This window comes from Nocardia sputorum (assembly GCF_027924405.1).
Taxonomy (GTDB): domain Bacteria; phylum Actinomycetota; class Actinomycetes; order Mycobacteriales; family Mycobacteriaceae; genus Nocardia; species Nocardia sputorum.
The window spans coordinates 5,615,123-5,630,994 of sequence record NZ_AP026978.1; the positions used below are offsets into that span (position 1 = coordinate 5,615,123).

Sequence of the window (15,872 nt, forward strand, 5' to 3'; positions counted from 1 at the left end):
TTTCTTCTCAACTATTTCGCGGTCACGGGTTTCGAGGTCGGCACCGTCGCGCCGCGATCGGTCCGGGCGGTACCGGAACCGGGTGCGCGCAGCCACCGCCGCCAGGCCGGCTCCTGGGGAGCCCGCGCCGCCGGTGCGGAAGTGTCTGCCGCCAGATCACGCCGTACCGCCGCCATCTCGCGACGGGACTGCGCGAGTTCACGACGCGCGACCATGCCGCGGCGGGTGACCCGCCACGCGCCGGACAGCACGAGGGCTAGTCCGAACATCCCGATCGCACCGAGCACGACGCCGTAACCGAACAGCGCTCCGGTGGAACCGTGGAAGTGATAGTCGAATACCGAGAAATCGCTCGTCAGTTGCTGAGCGGGGCCGGTGTTGCCCACTACGGCGGCAACTCCGATAATCACGGCCGCGATCAAGGCGACGAGCCCGATGATGATGATCATGGCAATCCCTGTTGCGTCGATTCGTTTGACAACTCCGCTATTCCCGGGGTCTTCGCGATCAAACGGGACAAAAGGGAAAGTTTGAGTGAGCGGAATCCGTCAATGCGATTCGCATGACGTACACAGTTACATTGCACAACGTGACCCGGGAGTCCGCGTCGGCCGTCGAATCGGCGCTGCGCGGCGTGAACGGCATCGACTCCGTCGACATCGACGTACCGTCCGAACGCGCGATCGTGAACTCGACGACGCTGACCTACGGCGAGGTGCTCGACGCGATCCGGCAGACCGGAGCCGCCGCCTCCTGATGGGGCTCGGCGCGACGCGTGGCCATCCGGCCGCGTGGAGGCCGGAACCCGCACGCAGCCCGCGCCGACGACCTGCACACCAGCGGGGACCGACCGGCAGTGCGAGATGATGACCGGGTGACGGATGTGTTCGACGCCCGGTTCGCCCGAAATCCGTGGCCCACGCTCGAGCGGCTGCGTACCACGGGGGACGGCATACATCGCGTCCGCACGCCCGACGGACCGCCGGCCTGGTTGGTGACGCGATACCACGACGTGCGGGCCGGTCTGCTGGACCGTCGGCTGTCGACCCAGGCCCGGTACGCGAAAGGCGACGACTACCGGGCTTCGCGGTGCCGCCACCGCTGGACGCGATGCTCGCGGCCGCTCCGGCCGACCACGCACGCCTGCGCGGTATGGTGACCGCCGAATTGTCCCCGCGCCGACTGGACGGAACTCGCTCCCGCACTGGTCGATTCACTTCCGCCCGAGCATGCCGACCTCGGCCGACCACGATCCCGAAATCTTCCATCAGCCGGGCGAACCGGACCTCGGGCGCGATCCCGGCGCGCAGCTCGCGCTCGGCCACGGCACACACGCCTGCCTGGGCAACGCGCTGGTGCGCACCGCCACCGCGGCCGCCATCGATCACGTCCTCACCCGATGGCCGGATTCCGCGCTCGCGGTGGACGAGCGAGAGATCGTGTGGCGCTCCGGCTTCCGGCATCGGGGACCACTCACGTTGCCGGTGGAACTGCGATGAGATGGGGCGAGCGACGATGATCGCCCCACCTGCTGCCGCTCTCGGGTACCGGACCTTTCGTGGTCACCCACCCCTTCGGGGCGACCACACCGGCATACGCCGGCGGAGCACGGACGAGTATGATCTACGCCACATGTCCTGTCAACCACAGGAGACACGCTGATATGGGGGAGGACTTACACCCGTTCACCCGGGCGCTCAACACCCTGATCAACGGAATGCATCCGCCCGCGCGCAAAGACGTTCGGCCGCAGGAGATCACACATCGAGCGCTGGCCGAGGACATCCACCGCACCACCGGGACGCGCCTGTCCGCCAACTACCTCTGGAAACTGCGCACCGGCCAGGCGGTGAACCCGTCCTACGAGACGCTGGAGCTGTTCCGCGGTTACTTCGGGCTCGACAGCCTGGACCCGTTCACCGACCCGCAGCTGGCGGCGGCGCGCGGCAGCGAGCTGGCATTGATCAACGCGCTCAAGGGGAACGCCGAGCACGACGTGCTGGAGCTCGTGCTGCGGGATGGGCTGCGACAGGGTACGGTCCGCGCCGAGTCGGTGCTGGCGATGCTGGATATCCTGCGCCGCATCGAGAACGAGTGATCGAGATCCGGGACCGTCGCGGCTGCGACCGCCGGGAGCGGGCTCGGGCAGAATCGCGATCCAGTTGGACACCGCGCGGCTGCTCCCCATGCCGTCGGCCGCTCTGGAGACCACGGGCGATCCTTCGGCTCCGCGCCGACTCAGTACCTACGGCTCGGCACCCGCACGCGCCGGATCGGCACCACCGTCCACCAGGTGACGCACCGCCACCACCATTCCAGCGGTCCGTACTCGAACAGCCGCAACCACACGGCGCTGAATACCGCCTGCACCGCGATGATTGCGACCGCCAATCCCAGCACTGTCGCGTAGTCGTCGGAGCCCGGCAGGCCCAAACGCGGCGCGGCCGACAGAATCAGGGCGGTGGCGCCGACGTAGTTGGTCAGCGCCATGCGGCCCAGCGGCCGCAACACCTCCGCCAGCACCTGACCGGGCTCGATGCGCAGCAACAGCAGCAACCCAGTGACGTAGGCCAGCGCGCCCAGCAGGCCCGCAACGGCCATGGCAGGGGTGGACCACAGCTCCAGATACGGTGTGCGGTATTCCCACCGCCCTGCCGCAATCGCGGCGGGCAGGGCGAGGGCGAAGACCACACCGATCTGCCAGCCCCGTTCCTCGAGGGTGTCCACGACTCCGGCCCGCACGGTGGCCAGGCCGAGCAGGAAAAGCCCTGGCGCCAAAGCCAGTCCGCCACCCAGGGCGAGCGCGACGCCGAAGGTGCCGACCAGGCCCGCCAGGAACACCGCCCAGGTGGGCAGCGCCGAGGCGGGCAACAGGATCACCAATCCGGCCAGCGCGTACGGCAGCAACGCCTCACCCGGCTGGAACTGCTGGTGCACCAGGCCGATCAGCCCGAGCGCCAGCAAGCGGCGCACCAGCACCAGCCGCGGGCGCTCGCTGCGCTGCGCGGCACCGTCCAGCAGCAACGCGAAGCCGATCCCGAACAGAAACGAGAAGATCGGGAAGAACCGTCCCTCGAAGAGCACCGACAGCACATGGCGGACCGGAAACACCGCACCCGATCCGTCCGTGGCAGGCATGTCGGTGATCCGCCAGATGTCCACCACCAGGATCCCGCACAGCGCGAAACCACGGACCGCGTCCAGTTCCTCGATGCGGAGTGGACGCGCGTCGTAGTGCATGGATTCACGGTAACCAGCGACCGCCCCGGAGCCGGGATCTCGCGGCGAGATGTCGCGCACATTACTTAACGCACTAACTATTAATGCGCTAACTTGGAGCGCGGACAAGGAGGGCCGATGGAGACCGAGATCGACGATCCGCTGCGTTTGGACCGGCAGGTGTGCTTCGCGCTGGCCGTGGCCAATCGTGCGGTGCTGAGCGTCTACCGTCCGCTCCTGGAGCCGCTCGGGCTCACCCACCCGCAGTATCTGGTGATGCTCGCGCTCTGGGGCGAGGCGCCGATGTCGGTCAAGGCCATCGCCGAGGCGATCCAACTCGACTCCCCCACACTGTCCCCGCTGCTCAAACGCCTGGAAGCCGCCGGGCTGATCAGCCGCGAGCGCGACAGCCGGGACGAACGCAACCTCGTCGTGAAGCTGACCGAGGCCGGGGCCGCACTGCGCGCGCAGGCCGAGCGGATCCCGCCCGCCGTCGTGCAACGCCTGGGCGTGACCCTCGCCGACCTCGAGCAGTTGCGCGACGTCCTCACCAGGGTGAACGAGGCGGCCCGCCGTGCGGCGGCCGCCGAGCCCGACGCCCCGACCCCGTCCCGAGGAGCCCGGCCATGACCCGAGAGCGACGGCGGCCCGGTCCCCTCCAGTGGATCGGCTACGCCTTCGGACGACGCCTGCCCGATTCCATGCTCGAGTGGGTACGCGACGACCTGACCGGCAGGTTCGCCGCCACCCGGCACGTCCTGCGCGGGATGGTGCCGTTCACGCCGCTGTTCGCGGCGTTCCTGCTGTTCCCCGGCGAGCTGTGGCTGCGCGGCGCGATGATCCTGCTGGCGCTGCTGCTGGCCCTGTTCTACACGGTCGCGTACATGCCGATGAACCGGGCGCACCGGCTCGCGAAGCACGGGTTGCCCGCGGATCTGGAGAATCCGCGACGAACCGAGCGCCGAGCGCGGGAACGCGCCAGATACGCCGCCCAGCATCCGCACTGAGTGGCGGCGACCCTGGCGGCGGTGCGCGCCCGATACCGTTCCTTCGCGGTGGCCGTGCCGCAGGAGATAGACCGGTCCCCGGCGGGAACCCAACTCGCGTCAGCGGCGACAGCTCATCGGAACCGCCGTGGAACGGACGCGAGACAGTAGAGCGTCCGCGGGTGCCGAAGCTGCTGTTGTGGCCCGGCCACGCACGTGGATCGATCGAAGCGTTCGCGCCCTCAGGGACTGGCGGCGAGACCGACGAAGGCCGCGAACACGGCCAGGTGGACGCCGCCCTGCAGCAACGTCGCCCGTCCCGGAACGATGGTGAGGCCTCCCACCACGACGGTCAGGGCCAGCAGCACCATCTGGGTCGCCCCGAGGCCGAGTACCAGCGGGCCGTCCAGCCAGATGCTCGCCACCGCGATCGCCGGGATGGTCAGGCCGATGCTCGCCATGGCCGAACCCAGCGCCAGATTGAGCCCGATCTGCACTTGGTCACGGCGTGCCGCCCGCACCGCGGCGATCGTCTCGGGCAGCAGCACCAGCAGAGCGATCACCACGCCGACCGCCGACTGCGGCAGCCCCGCCGACTGGACCGCCGACTCGACGGCCGGCGAGACCACCTTCGCCAGCCCCACCACGCAGATCAGGGCGACCAGCAGCAGGGCGAGGGCGGCCAGCGCGGCGCGCCCGCTGGGCGCCTCGGCGTGCTCGTCGCCGGTGACGACGCCGTCCGCCTCGACCGGCAGGAAGTCGTCCGGGTGACGCACCGTCTGCACCATCACGAACAACCCGTACAGCGCGAGCGAGGCCACCGCCGCGAAAGCCAGCTGCGCGGGCGAGAACTCCGGACCGGGCTTGCTCGTGGTGAAGGTCGGCAGCACGAGACTGAGCGTGGCCAGCGTGGCGACGGTGGCCAGCGCCGCGCCGGTGCCTTCCGCGTTGAACACCGCCACGCGCCTGCGTAGAGCTCCCACCAGCAGGCAGAGCCCGAAGATTCCGTTGCAGGTGATCATCGCGGCGGCGAAGACCGTGTCGCGGGCCAGGGTCGCGGTCTTGTCGCCGCCCTGGGTCATCAGCGTGAGGATGAGCGCGACCTCGATCACGGTGACCGCGACGGCGAGCACCAGCGAGCCGAACGGCTCGCCGACGCGCTGCGCCACCACCTCCGCGTGATGGACCGCGGACAGCACCGCCCCCACCAACGCCACCACCACGACCGTCACCGCGACACCGGGCAGACTTCGGCCCCACGTGGCCGCGAGGGCGGCAACGGCGAGCAGTGGCACGAGCACGGTCCAGCGGGCGAGCAACACACGAAGCATGCCCACCATGCTCCCAGCAAATTGCCCGCATCCCGGTCAGGCGACCAACGTCCCCCGCACCGAGCCGGGGCTCAGTCCTCCAGATCGATGCGCAAAGTAAGCAAGTCGGTACCGACGAGCCGGACAGCCGCGCTGTTCGCACGCGGCAGCGCCGACAGACGGGCACGCGCGTCATCCTCGGGCAGCAGATGCGCGGTGCCCGCATGCCATCGTCCGTGCAGTCGCAGCCGGACCCGGTTGTCGGCCTTGATGTTCCGGACATACTGGGAACGCTCGCCGAACTCGGAGACCAGCCAGAATTCCTGCCCGACCCGCCGTCCGCCGATCGGGGTGATCCGGGGCTGCCCGCTGACCCGGCCGGTGGTCTCCAGGAGGGTCTGCCCGGGAAGCGTGCTGAGGATCGGATTGCCTACCCGGCGCTGGAACGCCGTCACCACCCGATGCTGGATGTCGCGCAAGTTCGGCATGCCGCGACGGTAACACCGGTCACAGCCGTCGGCAGGCTTCGCCGCGACCCCGATTCGGGCGCTGAACAGGGCAGGGGCCAGGGGTGAATGCGGCGGCGCACCGGCAGGTACCGCGGCGCAAACAGTCATCCAGCGCAACGCGCAGGACCGACCCTTCGCCCCGCCGCACCGAACCATCGAGGGCACGCCGTGAGCAATCGAGCGAGTTGCCCCGTATCCCAACCTGTTCTGTGATGCGCAACACAAAATCCTCGATATAGCAATATCTCTCCGCCACTCCGTACACCCGCGCGGCGCCCGAGCACGGTTCACCCGCACACCGCGACCGCCGTCACCGCCGGTACACGACCGCGCTTGCGGAGCACGAAAAAACGTCAGCACCTGCGTCTTCCACTCGACCACCACACGCGGCGAGCGCGTTCTTCTGCGCGGCGGGCACCGGCCGGCCTGCCGAGGCGATGTCGTTACCGATGAACATCCGGCGAGGAATCGACCACGCCCCTGTCGATGGGTGAGAATTTGGCGGTGCGCACCCAGTTCACTGCCGAGCTCATCGCGTTGACGAATGATCTGACGCTGATGTGCACGCTCGCCCACGACGCCGTCGAACGTGTCACCGACGCGCTCGTCGCCGCCGACCTCACCGCGACCTACGAAGTCTTCGCGCTCGACGAACAGCTGCAGAAGATGTACGGCGCGTGCGAGGCGCGCACCGTGGTGCTGCTGGCATTGCAGGCGCCGGTGGCCCGCGACCTGCGGCACGTGGTGACCGCGATCCAGATCGCCGGGGAACTGTCGCGCATCGGCTGGCTGGTCAGCCGGATCGCCGACAAGGTGTACCAGAGTCATCCCGGGCACGCTGCGGAGCCGCCGCTCCTGGACATCCTCGCCGCGATGGGTGAGCTGGCTGCCGAGCGCACGGCGTTGGCAGCGCGCGCGGTCGCGGGTCACCAACCGCTGCCCGAGGAGCAGACACCCGCCGGGCGCCCGATGGAAACGCTGCACCAGCAGTTGCATTCCGCGCTGCGCGACTCCGCGTCCCGGCCTTCCACCGAGGTGGCGATCGACATCGCCCTGCTGGGGCACCATTTGGAGCGCTGTGTCGACCACACCGCACGCATCGAACGGCTCATCCGGTTCCTCGACACCGGGGTCCCCCCGACCGCCCAGCCCACCGACGACGAGTAAGTCGCGTCCTACAGTGGAATCGTGCTGTTCGACGCGGCGGCGGGGGCACTGATCTCGGACGGCGGATTGGCCACCGAGCTGGAGGCGCGCGGCCACGACCTGTCCGGCGCGCTGTGGTCGGCACGTCTGCTCCTGGACCGTCCCGCCGCCATCCAGGCCGTGCACGCGGCCTACTTCCGCGCGGGCGCCGACATCGCCACCACCGCCACCTATCAGGCTTCCTACGAGGGTTTCGCCGCGCGCGGACTGACCAGAGCGGAGTCCGCGCGGCTGTGGCGGCGCGGCGTGGCGCTGGCCCGTGCGGCGCGCGACGCCTGCGCCGACGAGCAGGTCCGATGGGTCGCCGCCTCGATCGGCCCCTACGGCGCCGCGTGCGCCGACGGATCGGAATACCGTGGCCGCTACGGGCGCACCGTGGCCGAACTGCGGACCTGGCATCGGCCGCGCATCGAGGTGCTCGCGGAGGCGGGCGCCGATCTGCTGGCCCTGGAGACCGTGCCCGATATCGATGAGGCCGAGGCGCTGGTTGACTTGGTGAACGACATCGGGGTGCCCGCGTGGCTCAGCTACACCATCGACGGCAGCCGCACGCGTGCCGGGCAACCGCTCGCCGACGCGTTCGCGGTGGCCGCCGGCTCGGACTCGATCGTCGCGATCGGCGTGAACTGCTGCGCGCCCGCCGATGTCGCGGACGCGGTCGAACTGGCCGCCCGCACCGGCAAACCCGTGATCGCCTACCCGAACAGCGGCGAAGACTGGGATGCGGCGCGCCACCGCTGGACGGGCCCCGCGCAGTTCGCCCCGCGGCAGGCGCGGGGCTGGCTCGCGCGTGGCGCGCGGATCGTCGGCGGATGCTGCCGTGTCGGCCCCGCTCAGATAGCCCGGCTCGCACGAGAAGTCCGAGGAACTGCGACCTGCGACGGCCCTCTCGCCGGTTCAGCCGACCCCGGAATGCCCGGCTGAACGCCCGGCGGCGACCGCGCCCGTCTGCGGGACGTGCCCCCATCGCCGGGCGCCGTCGCCGTCGTCCGGGCGGATCACGTCTCCTCGAGCAGGGGGAAACGACCCGAACCGAGCAGCCCGGCGATCGCGTCCATCTTCGCCTGCGGCGCGGCGTAGTCCGGATGGGCGCGCAGGACCGACGCCGCGTCGTGCAACCGGATCATCTGCCGTTCGGCCTCGGCGGCGGTGCGCCCGCCCGCGCTGACCGGATGGCGGGCGTACACCGGACGGCCGCGGTCGATCCGTCCGAGCGCGAGCGCTTTGTCCACCCGTCGTGAGCAGCGGCAGAACGCCGCCGGATCGACCAGGCCGCAGGTCGCGTTCAGGAAGTTGCCGAGCCGTTTTTTGGCGCGCTCCAAGCGCTTTCGGTAGGCGGCGGGGGTGATGTCGAGGATCCAGGCGGCCTCGGTGGAACTCAGCTCGAACACGTCACCGAGCACGAAGGCGATCCGTTCGTCGCGGGCCAGGCACTGCAACATGCCTTGACTGCAGGTGAGCCGCACCTCGGCGGTCAGCAGCACGGCTTCCGGGCCGCGATGGTCGGCCTCCGACAAACCGTCGGCCAGTCCCTCCCGGAAGGCGTCCAAGCTCAGGTGCGCCGCCTCCTGCGGGCTCTGGCGCCGCAGATTCAGCAGGTGATTGACGCCGATGCGATAGGCCCAGGTGAGCAGCCGCGCCTCCGCGCGCCAGGTGTGCAGATGGTCCAGGAGGCGCACCATGATCTCCTGCGTCGCGTCCTCGGCCTCCGCGGGCCGCCACACCATGCGCAGGGCGAGCCGATACAGCGGGTCCTGCAGCGAGCGCACGACCTGGGCGACGGCGTCCCGGTCGCCCGCGACCGCGCGGGCGACCATGGCCTGCTCCTGCGCCGAGACTGCGTCGTGCTCCGTGCTCATCCGGCCATCATTCGGCCTGCGCCGCGGTCGGCGCAAGCACTGCCGGGTCACACCGGGGCCGGGGTCACGGGCGAGCGGGAGCCCCGGCCAGCGCGTGCCGGTCGAGCCACTCGGCCACCGCCAGGCCGATCTCGTCCGGCCGATCCTCCGGCGCGTGGTGGCCCGCGGGCCCGATCGGCGCGACCTCGGCGCTCGCGAAGGTGTTCGCGGCCCACTCGATCACCTCCGCCGACCCCAAGCCGACACCGTTCTCCAGCGCCATCAGCAGCTTGGGCACCTCGGGTGTCGCGGCCGCCCAGACGCCGTAGCCGCGCACCAGGGCGACCACGTCCGCGGGCTCGCCGTCCAGCGGGAACTCGCGCGGCCACACCAGCAGCGGCTTGCGCGACGCCGGTGTGGGGAACGGCGCGCGGTACACGTCGTGGTCCTCGGCCGCCAGGTCGGCGACGCCCTTCGGCAGGTTGAACTCGATGAAGGTGTTCTCCTCCAGGATCATTCGCTCCCCTTCCGCGGAGCGGAACTTCCGGAACAGCTCGGCGCCGAGCGGGGGCAACTCGTCCCAGCGCATCGGCCGCAGGAACGTTTCGATCAGCGCGATACCGCGCACGCGACCGGGATGCCGCGCGGCCCAGTCCATGGCCAGGGCGCCGCCCCAGTCGTGCCCGACCAGCACCACCTGGTCCAGCCCCAGGGCGTCGAACCAGGCGTCCAGGTAGGCGGCGTGATCGGTGAGACGGTAGCCGATGTCGGGCTTGCCCGACTCCCCCATCCCGATCAGGTCCGGGGCCAGTGCCCTGGTCCGGTCTGCCACGTGGGGGATCACCTTGCGCCACAGATGCGAGGAGGTGGGATTGCCGTGCAGGAACACCACCGGGGTCTCCTCCGCGCCGGTGTCGCGGTAGTGGATGAAGGAATCGAGGACGTCGACGGTGGGCATGATGTGGTCCTTTCGGGTCCGGCTCTTTCGCCTGCACCCGTTTGGACACACGAATCCGCCCACCTGTGACCGACCTCGGAGTGAGCCTGGTCACAGCCCCGCCGGTCGAGCCAGGCCGGGTTCGTCAGCGGTGGGAAATCCGTACTCATGCAGTAGATATATGGTCGAAACTGAAGATAGGCTGAGAAACTTTTCGAACCCTCAGAACGAACTTGCCAATCCGCGCGAGATTTATCTACTGTCTTGATACGTAGAACCAAGCGCGATCGGAGACGGAGCGGAAGCGTGCTGGCACCAACCGGATAGTGACTCCCCGCGCACCGGCACCCGCCGGAGCCCGATCACCCCCTGATCATCACGAGTGAGTCCGGAGCAAGCGCGGCTCGACACCTCGGGACCTCCCCCTCATCAGCCCCGTGGTGTCGTCCCAGTGCGGTCTTCGGAGTGGACAACCAATCCGCACAACCGCGCGGCTCCCCAGGGCTCCTCGTGATAACCGCCCCCGAATCGGCGCCGGCACGGCGATTCGGGGGCGGGCCCATTCTTCGGTCCGGTCGCGTCGGCGCACGGCCGGTTATCGGCCGGCTGTGCCGAATCTCATACGCGCCATTCGGTTGTGCGAACCGCGCCACTGGATACTTTGACGCCGGTTACAGTTTCAAGTGGATTCGGCGTTAGGAAGTTCGATGAAGTCCACAGCGCAGCGGCTGGCCCTGCTCGGCATCATGGTCGCGACTTCCGTCGGACTGATCTCCTGTTCCTCGGTACGGCCCAGCGAGTCGACCGCAGCGGGCTGCGGGACCGGCGGCCGGGTCTGCGCCGACGCGCCCGCACCGATTCCCGCTCGCGACGCCCTCGCCCTGTTGAACGCCCTGCGCGTGGCGGAGCGCGCGCCCAAAACCGGTTACAGTCGAGACGAATTCGGGCCGCCCTGGTCGGACAACGTCACGGTGCCCGGTGGCGGCAACGGCTGCGACACGCGCAACGACATCCTCCAGCGCGACATGACCGACGTGACTTTCAAGTCGGGCAAGTGCATCGTCGCGACCGGTACGCTCGCCGACCCCTACACCGGCAAGACCATCAACTTCAAGCGGGGCACGAAGTCCTCCGACGACGTCCAGATCGATCACGTCGTCGCGCTCTCGGACGCCTGGCAGAAAGGCGCGCAGCAACTTTCCGCCGAACGCCGCCGCGATCTGGCCAACGACCCGCTCAATCTACAGGCCGTCGACGGCCCGACCAACCAGTCCAAGAGCGACTCCGACGCGGCCGAATGGCTACCGCCGAGCAAGGGCTACCACTGCGCCTACCTGACCAGGCAGATCCAGGTGAAGACGGCCTATCAGCTCTGGGTCACCCCGGCCGAGAAGGACGCCATGGCGCGAGTCCTGAGCGCCTGCCCCTGAGCCTAGGGAAACTCGATCACCACCTTCCCGAACGGATCACCGGTGCGGAAATACCGGTAGGCCGCTTCGGCTTCCTCGAACGGAAACACGCGGTCGACGACCGGACGCGTCCGATGGGCGGCGATCGCTCGATTCATCGCCTCGAAATCCGTTCGGCTGCCCACCGCGATACGGCGAATGGACAGATACGACGACCCGAACGGGTTGCCCACGGGCACGTCACCGGCGGGCATCGCGCCGATCATCGTGATCCGCGCGTTGTACGCGCCCGCCCGCACGGATTTCGCGAGCGTCGGCATGCCCACCGCGTCGAGGACGTGATCCACGCCGTCCCCGCCCGTGCGCTCCAGCACGGCGAGTTCCCACTCCGGGGTCCGGCTCCGATCGATCACCTCGTCGGCCCCGAGCGCACGCAGCCGCTCGGCTTTGCGCGCGTTCGAGGTGATCGAGATGACTTCAGCGCCGTACGTTTTCGCGTGCTGCACCCCGAACAGCGCCACCGATCCGCTGCCTACCGTCAAGACGGTCTCGCCCGGGCGCACCGGCAGCGGCGTGCTCAGCGCGGCCCACGCCACCACTCCGGCGCAGGTCAACGTCGCGGCCTCCGCGTCCGAGAGGTGGCCCGGCACGTGCACCACCGAATCCTCCTCCAGCACCGCGTAAGTGGCGAGCATGCCGGGATAGGTCGCGCCGTACTGCTCGACGACGTGCGCCTGACGCTGGGGGCCGTCGGCCCACCGGACGAAGTAGGTGGCGGTCACCCGGTCGCCCACCGCGGCGCGCGTCACGGCGTCACCCACGGCGATCACCTCACCGACGCCGTCGCTGAGCGGCACGACGCCCGGGATAGCGGGCAGCGGGTACGTCCCGTCCATCAGCATCAGGTCGCGACGATTCAGCGATGCCGCCCGCACCCGGATCACCACTTGCCGTGGGCCGGGCTCGGGCAACTGCTGCGGCGCGGCGGTCAGCCCGTCCGCCCCGCGCGCGGGATCCAGATGGTAGGCGACGGCCTGCATCACGCGACGCCGATGTACTGGTGATCCCACCGGATCCGGCCCTCGTCGTCGAGCGCGACGACGTCGTATCCACCACCCACCACGGCCCCGTCGGCCTTCGTCACCATGTGCCAGCTCAGGCCGATCAAGTTCACGGAGAGACGCACCGCAGGCCCTCCGGAGACGAACACGTGCTCACCCGGAGCGACGAACTCGTCGTACGCGCGATCGACCCGCCGGTCCAACGCTTCGTAGCCGCGAATCTCCACCGTCGGGATCGGGAAGGACAATCGGCCAAGCGCCTCCCGCATCGCCTGCGGCGGATCCACCAGCACCTGCGCCCCGTCCTCGGCCCACAGCTGCCGGATCCGCTTGCGCCTCGCTTCGGCATCGGATTCGTTCCACAGCGCGATATACCGTTCGGCGAACCGGGAAAGTTCCTGCTCATCCAGTTTCTTGCTCATGCGGCGAAGTCTTGCCGTCGACCGGCGCCTGTGCGATTCCCCGCAAGGTATGGCGAGCCCGTCGTTCAGCGCCGGATACTGCTGCTATGACGACGGCGGCCCAGTCCACCGGGTTCGCCCGGCAGCTCAAGCACTGGCGCACGCTGCGACGGGTCAGTCAGCTGGATCTCGCGATCCGCGCCGACACCACGCAGCGTCATCTCAGCTTCCTGGAGCAGGGCCGCTCGCGCCCCGGACGCACCATGGTGGTGCGGCTGGCCGAATCGCTGGAGCTGTCGCTGCGCGAGCGCAACGGATTGCTGCTCGCCGCGGGTTACGCGCCGATCTTTCCCGAATCGGAACTCCACACAGTGGAATTGGCACCGGTGCTGGAGGCGTTGCGCGCCATTCTGGACGGCCATCTGCCCTACCCGGCGCTGGTGGTCCGGCCCTATGGCATCCTGCTCGCCGCCAACGCCGCCTTCGACGTGCTCACCGAGGGCGCCGCCCCATGGCTGCTGGAGCCGCCGGTCAACGTGCTGCGGCTCGCGCTGCACCCGGACGGCTTGGCCGCCCGCGTGGTCAACCTGCCGGACTGGGGAAGGCACGTCACCGAGGCGCTGCGCAACCGGATGGACCGCAGTCCCGATCCCGTCCTGGACGAGCTGGTCGAGGAACTGGAGACCTATCTGCCGTCCACCGAGCCGGGGCCGGAGCATCTGGGTTTCGCGGTGCCGCTGCGTCTGCGCTGCGCCGAAGGGGAGCTGCGTTTGATCACCACCCTCACTTCGTTCGCCACGGCGGTGGACGTCACGCTCGCCGAATTGCAACTGGAGGCGTTCCTGCCGGGCGACGAGCAGACCGCGCAGATCCTGCGCGGCCGCGCCGCACGACGCTGAGCGAGGTGCCCCAGCGAGGTCCCGCAGGCCGCTCCTGCGGGACCTCGCCATCGACTCACACCGACGCGAGTTCGTGCTCGGCCGGGGCTTCCCAATCGATCCGGTAGCGCTGCTCGGGGCCCATGGTCTTCTCCGGCTTCATCACCGTCTTGGCCATGAGCGGCATGAGCAGCTGCATGACCTTGCGCCCCACGGGCCCCGGCGTCTTGCTGTGGTTGATCTTCGCCGCGCGCGCCGCGACGCCTTCCACACGCTCGCGCCGCAACCGCTCGTAAACCGCGAACGCCTCGGGAACGGGCAGATCACGCAGGCAGCGCGCCAGCTGCACAGCGCTCTCGATCGCCAGCGACGCACCCTGGCCGGAACTATTGGACGGCGCGTGCACCGCGTCGCCCACCAGCACCATCCGCCCGCGATGCCAGTGCGGCACCGGCGGCATGATGTGCAGCGCACCGACCACTTCCAGCTGGTCCTCGGTGGTGCGACGAGCGAGTTCGCCGCCAGGGGTGTCGTCGCCGTAGGTCTCGCGCAGGGTCCGCAACCACTGCGCGCTCGGCACCGCCCGCGCCGCGGTGAGCGACAGATACTCCTTGTGCGGCAGGTTCGCTCCCCACGCCACCCGCCCGTCGCCGAGCGGCCAGTACAGGTAGTACGCCCGCTTGCCGAACGCGAAGGTCATGGTGTCGGCCGGGAGGTCGGCGTCGCACTCGGTGGTCGCGCCGAAGCCGAGCATGCCGGTGTAGTCCGGGCCGGGCGCCTCCGGGTCGATCAGCGTGCGCACCCGCGAGCGGATGCCGTCCGCGCCGATCAGCACGTCGGCGGTGGCCGTGCTGCCGTCGGCGAACCGGGCGGTGATCCCCGACTCGTCCTCGTGCACGTCGACCAGGCGTTTCTCGTACTCGAACGGGACCCCCGCTGCGGTCGCGTGCCGGTGCAACGCCTGGTGCAACTCGCTGCGATCGACCAGTTGCAGCGGCGGCACATCGGAGAGGCCGGGCAGGTCGAGAACCTTGTTCCCGACGGCCATCCGCATCTTGCTCACCGGCAGCGCGATGGCGCGGACCGGGTCGCCCGCCCCGATGATGTCGAGAGCGGCGATGCCGTTGGGCGCGAGGGCGAGTCCGCTGCCGATGCCGTAGGAAGGGCCGGGATAGGCCTCGTAGACGCGGGCGTCGATGCCCGCTTTGCGCAGGGCCGTCGCGACGACGGGTCCGGCGATGCCGCCACCGATCACCAGGGCGGTACGTGTTGTGGACATGGGTGTCTCCAGGATTCGTGCGATACGGGTTTCGGTTCCCGGACCGACGCACGCGCCACCCACCCGGTTATCCTGTGGTTGCCAGCCTTGTAGCCGGGTGCGCGTTCGCGGGCGCGGTTCGAGACTGTTCGATCGGGCCCGGCGGCGGTGTTGCCGCACCTCGCCGGGTCCGGTTCTCGGCTAGTTCTCGGCAATCCCCCTCTCCACCAGCTCGGCGACCTCGGACGGCAGCGCGCCGCGCTCGTGCCATGCACGCCATTGCGCCAGTCCAGGGAAGGTGCCCTCGGTCAGCTCGTCGCGCAGCGAACGCGTCCACGCCGCTTCGGCTTCCAGCATCGCCAGTCCGAACTCGGATTCGATGATGAACAGCCGCGGCAGCGCGCACGCGAGTTCGCCGAGTTCGCGGCGCATGGTGCCGATGGTCCGCTCCAGCGCTTCGATGCGCGCGCCGAGCAGTTCGATCACCTCGGCGGGCGGAAGCACCGCGAGAATGGACAGCCCCGCGACGAACCGGTGGTGTTCCGGCTCCGGAGTCGACAGCAGCTCCCTGGTCCAATCGGTCATCTCGGCGCGGCCCGCGTCGGTGATCCGGTAGATCACCCGCTCCGGCCGCGCGCCCGCGCGCTCACTGCCGACCACCTCGAGGAAGCCGACCTTGGCCATGTTCTGCACGACCGTGTAGAGCGAGCCCCACTTGATCGCCATGTCGTGGTCTTTGCCCCGATCGCGCAGGGTCTGGGCGATCTCGTACCGGTGCATCGGGCGTTCGACGATCACGGACAGCACCGCGAGCGCGAGCAGGTTGTCGACCTTGCGTTTCTTCATCGCGGCACCTCCTT

General features: G+C 69.5%; 20 protein-coding genes. 10 read left to right on the top strand and 10 right to left on the bottom strand.

Features of this window, described 5'->3' with window-relative positions; translation table 11 throughout:
* Positions 1–11 precede the first annotated feature (11 nt).
* A complete protein-coding gene (locus tag QMG86_RS25335) occupies positions 12–449 on the bottom strand; it encodes a hypothetical protein (RefSeq protein ID WP_281875173.1) in 438 nt (145 codons plus the stop codon).
* Between the two features lie 113 nt (positions 450–562).
* Here QMG86_RS25335 and QMG86_RS25340 point away from each other — a divergent pair, with 113 nt between their 5' ends.
* The 4 genes from QMG86_RS25340 (at position 563) to QMG86_RS25355 (ending at position 2,098) form a co-directional block, all read left to right on the top strand.
* Positions 563–757, top strand: coding sequence for a hypothetical protein (locus QMG86_RS25340; RefSeq protein ID WP_159842630.1), 195 nt, complete (start codon positions 563–565; stop codon positions 755–757).
* 117 nt (positions 758–874) lie between these two features.
* A complete protein-coding gene (locus QMG86_RS25345) occupies positions 875–1,159 on the top strand; it encodes a hypothetical protein (protein WP_281875175.1) in 285 nt (94 codons plus the stop codon).
* A 70-nt stretch (positions 1,160–1,229) separates the two neighbouring features.
* Positions 1,230–1,499: a cytochrome P450 family protein gene (locus tag QMG86_RS25350; protein WP_281875176.1), complete on the top strand. Its 270-nt coding sequence runs from the start codon at positions 1,230–1,232 to the stop codon at positions 1,497–1,499.
* Between the two features lie 164 nt (positions 1,500–1,663).
* Positions 1,664–2,098, top strand: coding sequence for a hypothetical protein (locus QMG86_RS25355; RefSeq protein WP_281875177.1), 435 nt, complete (start codon positions 1,664–1,666; stop codon positions 2,096–2,098).
* A 140-nt stretch (positions 2,099–2,238) separates the two neighbouring features.
* On the opposite strand, the gene QMG86_RS25360 is transcribed toward QMG86_RS25355, so the two are convergent.
* Positions 2,239–3,240 carry a DUF418 domain-containing protein gene (locus QMG86_RS25360; RefSeq protein WP_281875178.1) on the bottom strand — a complete coding sequence of 334 codons (1,002 nt, stop codon included), beginning with the start codon at positions 3,238–3,240 and terminating at the stop codon, positions 2,239–2,241.
* Between the two features lie 117 nt (positions 3,241–3,357).
* Between QMG86_RS25360 and QMG86_RS25365 the strand changes: the two genes are divergently transcribed.
* Positions 3,358–3,849 (top strand): MarR family winged helix-turn-helix transcriptional regulator, encoded by a 492-nt coding sequence (locus tag QMG86_RS25365; protein WP_281875179.1) that lies wholly within the window; start codon positions 3,358–3,360, stop codon positions 3,847–3,849.
* Positions 3,846–4,226 (top strand): DUF5313 family protein, encoded by a 381-nt coding sequence (locus QMG86_RS25370; RefSeq protein WP_281875181.1) that lies wholly within the window; start codon positions 3,846–3,848, stop codon positions 4,224–4,226. Before QMG86_RS25365 ends, QMG86_RS25370 begins: the two co-directional genes overlap by 4 nt.
* Before the next feature lie 221 nt (positions 4,227–4,447).
* On the opposite strand, the gene QMG86_RS25375 is transcribed toward QMG86_RS25370, so the two are convergent.
* Positions 4,448–5,536 (bottom strand): calcium:cation antiporter, encoded by a 1,089-nt coding sequence (locus QMG86_RS25375; RefSeq protein ID WP_434085497.1) that lies wholly within the window; start codon positions 5,534–5,536, stop codon positions 4,448–4,450.
* A gap of 71 nt (positions 5,537–5,607) precedes the next feature.
* Complete coding sequence (locus tag QMG86_RS25380; RefSeq protein WP_281875182.1) at positions 5,608–6,003, bottom strand: nitroreductase/quinone reductase family protein; 396 nt, start codon at positions 6,001–6,003, stop codon at positions 5,608–5,610.
* Between the two features lie 507 nt (positions 6,004–6,510).
* Between QMG86_RS25380 and QMG86_RS25385 the strand changes: the two genes are divergently transcribed.
* Entirely contained in the window at positions 6,511–7,191 is a 681-nt protein-coding gene (locus tag QMG86_RS25385) for a phosphate signaling complex PhoU family protein (protein ID WP_281875183.1), read from the top strand.
* A gap of 48 nt (positions 7,192–7,239) precedes the next feature.
* Complete coding sequence (gene mmuM / locus QMG86_RS25390; protein ID WP_281881122.1) at positions 7,240–8,154, top strand: homocysteine S-methyltransferase; 915 nt, start codon at positions 7,240–7,242, stop codon at positions 8,152–8,154.
* Positions 8,155–8,228: 74 nt separating this feature from the next.
* Here mmuM and QMG86_RS25395 read toward each other — a convergent pair whose 3' ends face one another.
* Entirely contained in the window at positions 8,229–9,089 is an 861-nt protein-coding gene (locus QMG86_RS25395; protein ID WP_281875184.1) for an RNA polymerase sigma factor, read from the bottom strand.
* A 64-nt stretch (positions 9,090–9,153) separates the two neighbouring features.
* Positions 9,154–10,026, bottom strand: coding sequence for a haloalkane dehalogenase (locus QMG86_RS25400; RefSeq protein WP_281875185.1), 873 nt, complete (start codon positions 10,024–10,026; stop codon positions 9,154–9,156).
* 686 nt (positions 10,027–10,712) lie between these two features.
* On the opposite strand from QMG86_RS25400, the gene QMG86_RS25405 reads away from it, so the two are divergent.
* Positions 10,713–11,435, top strand: a complete 723-nt coding sequence (locus tag QMG86_RS25405; RefSeq protein ID WP_281875186.1) for an HNH endonuclease family protein — start codon at positions 10,713–10,715, stop codon at positions 11,433–11,435.
* 2 nt (positions 11,436–11,437) lie between these two features.
* Here the strand turns inward: QMG86_RS25405 and QMG86_RS25410 are convergent, their stop codons facing one another.
* Positions 11,438–12,454 (bottom strand): zinc-dependent alcohol dehydrogenase family protein, encoded by a 1,017-nt coding sequence (locus QMG86_RS25410; RefSeq protein ID WP_281881124.1) that lies wholly within the window; start codon positions 12,452–12,454, stop codon positions 11,438–11,440.
* The gene (locus tag QMG86_RS25415) at positions 12,454–12,897 is read right to left on the bottom strand and encodes a hypothetical protein (RefSeq protein WP_281875187.1); all 444 of its coding nucleotides are present in this window, start codon (positions 12,895–12,897) and stop codon (positions 12,454–12,456) included. Before QMG86_RS25415 ends, QMG86_RS25410 begins: the two co-directional genes overlap by 1 nt.
* 86 nt (positions 12,898–12,983) lie before the next feature.
* Here QMG86_RS25415 and QMG86_RS25420 point away from each other — a divergent pair, with 86 nt between their 5' ends.
* A complete protein-coding gene (locus QMG86_RS25420; RefSeq protein ID WP_281875188.1) occupies positions 12,984–13,775 on the top strand; it encodes a helix-turn-helix domain-containing protein in 792 nt (263 codons plus the stop codon).
* 55 nt (positions 13,776–13,830) lie between these two features.
* On the opposite strand, the gene QMG86_RS25425 is transcribed toward QMG86_RS25420, so the two are convergent.
* Positions 13,831–15,033, bottom strand: a complete 1,203-nt coding sequence (locus QMG86_RS25425) for an FAD-dependent oxidoreductase (RefSeq protein WP_281875189.1) — start codon at positions 15,031–15,033, stop codon at positions 13,831–13,833.
* Between the two features lie 180 nt (positions 15,034–15,213).
* Positions 15,214–15,858: a PadR family transcriptional regulator gene (locus tag QMG86_RS25430; RefSeq protein WP_281875190.1), complete on the bottom strand. Its 645-nt coding sequence runs from the start codon at positions 15,856–15,858 to the stop codon at positions 15,214–15,216.
* Between the last annotated feature and the right edge of the window lie 14 nt (positions 15,859–15,872).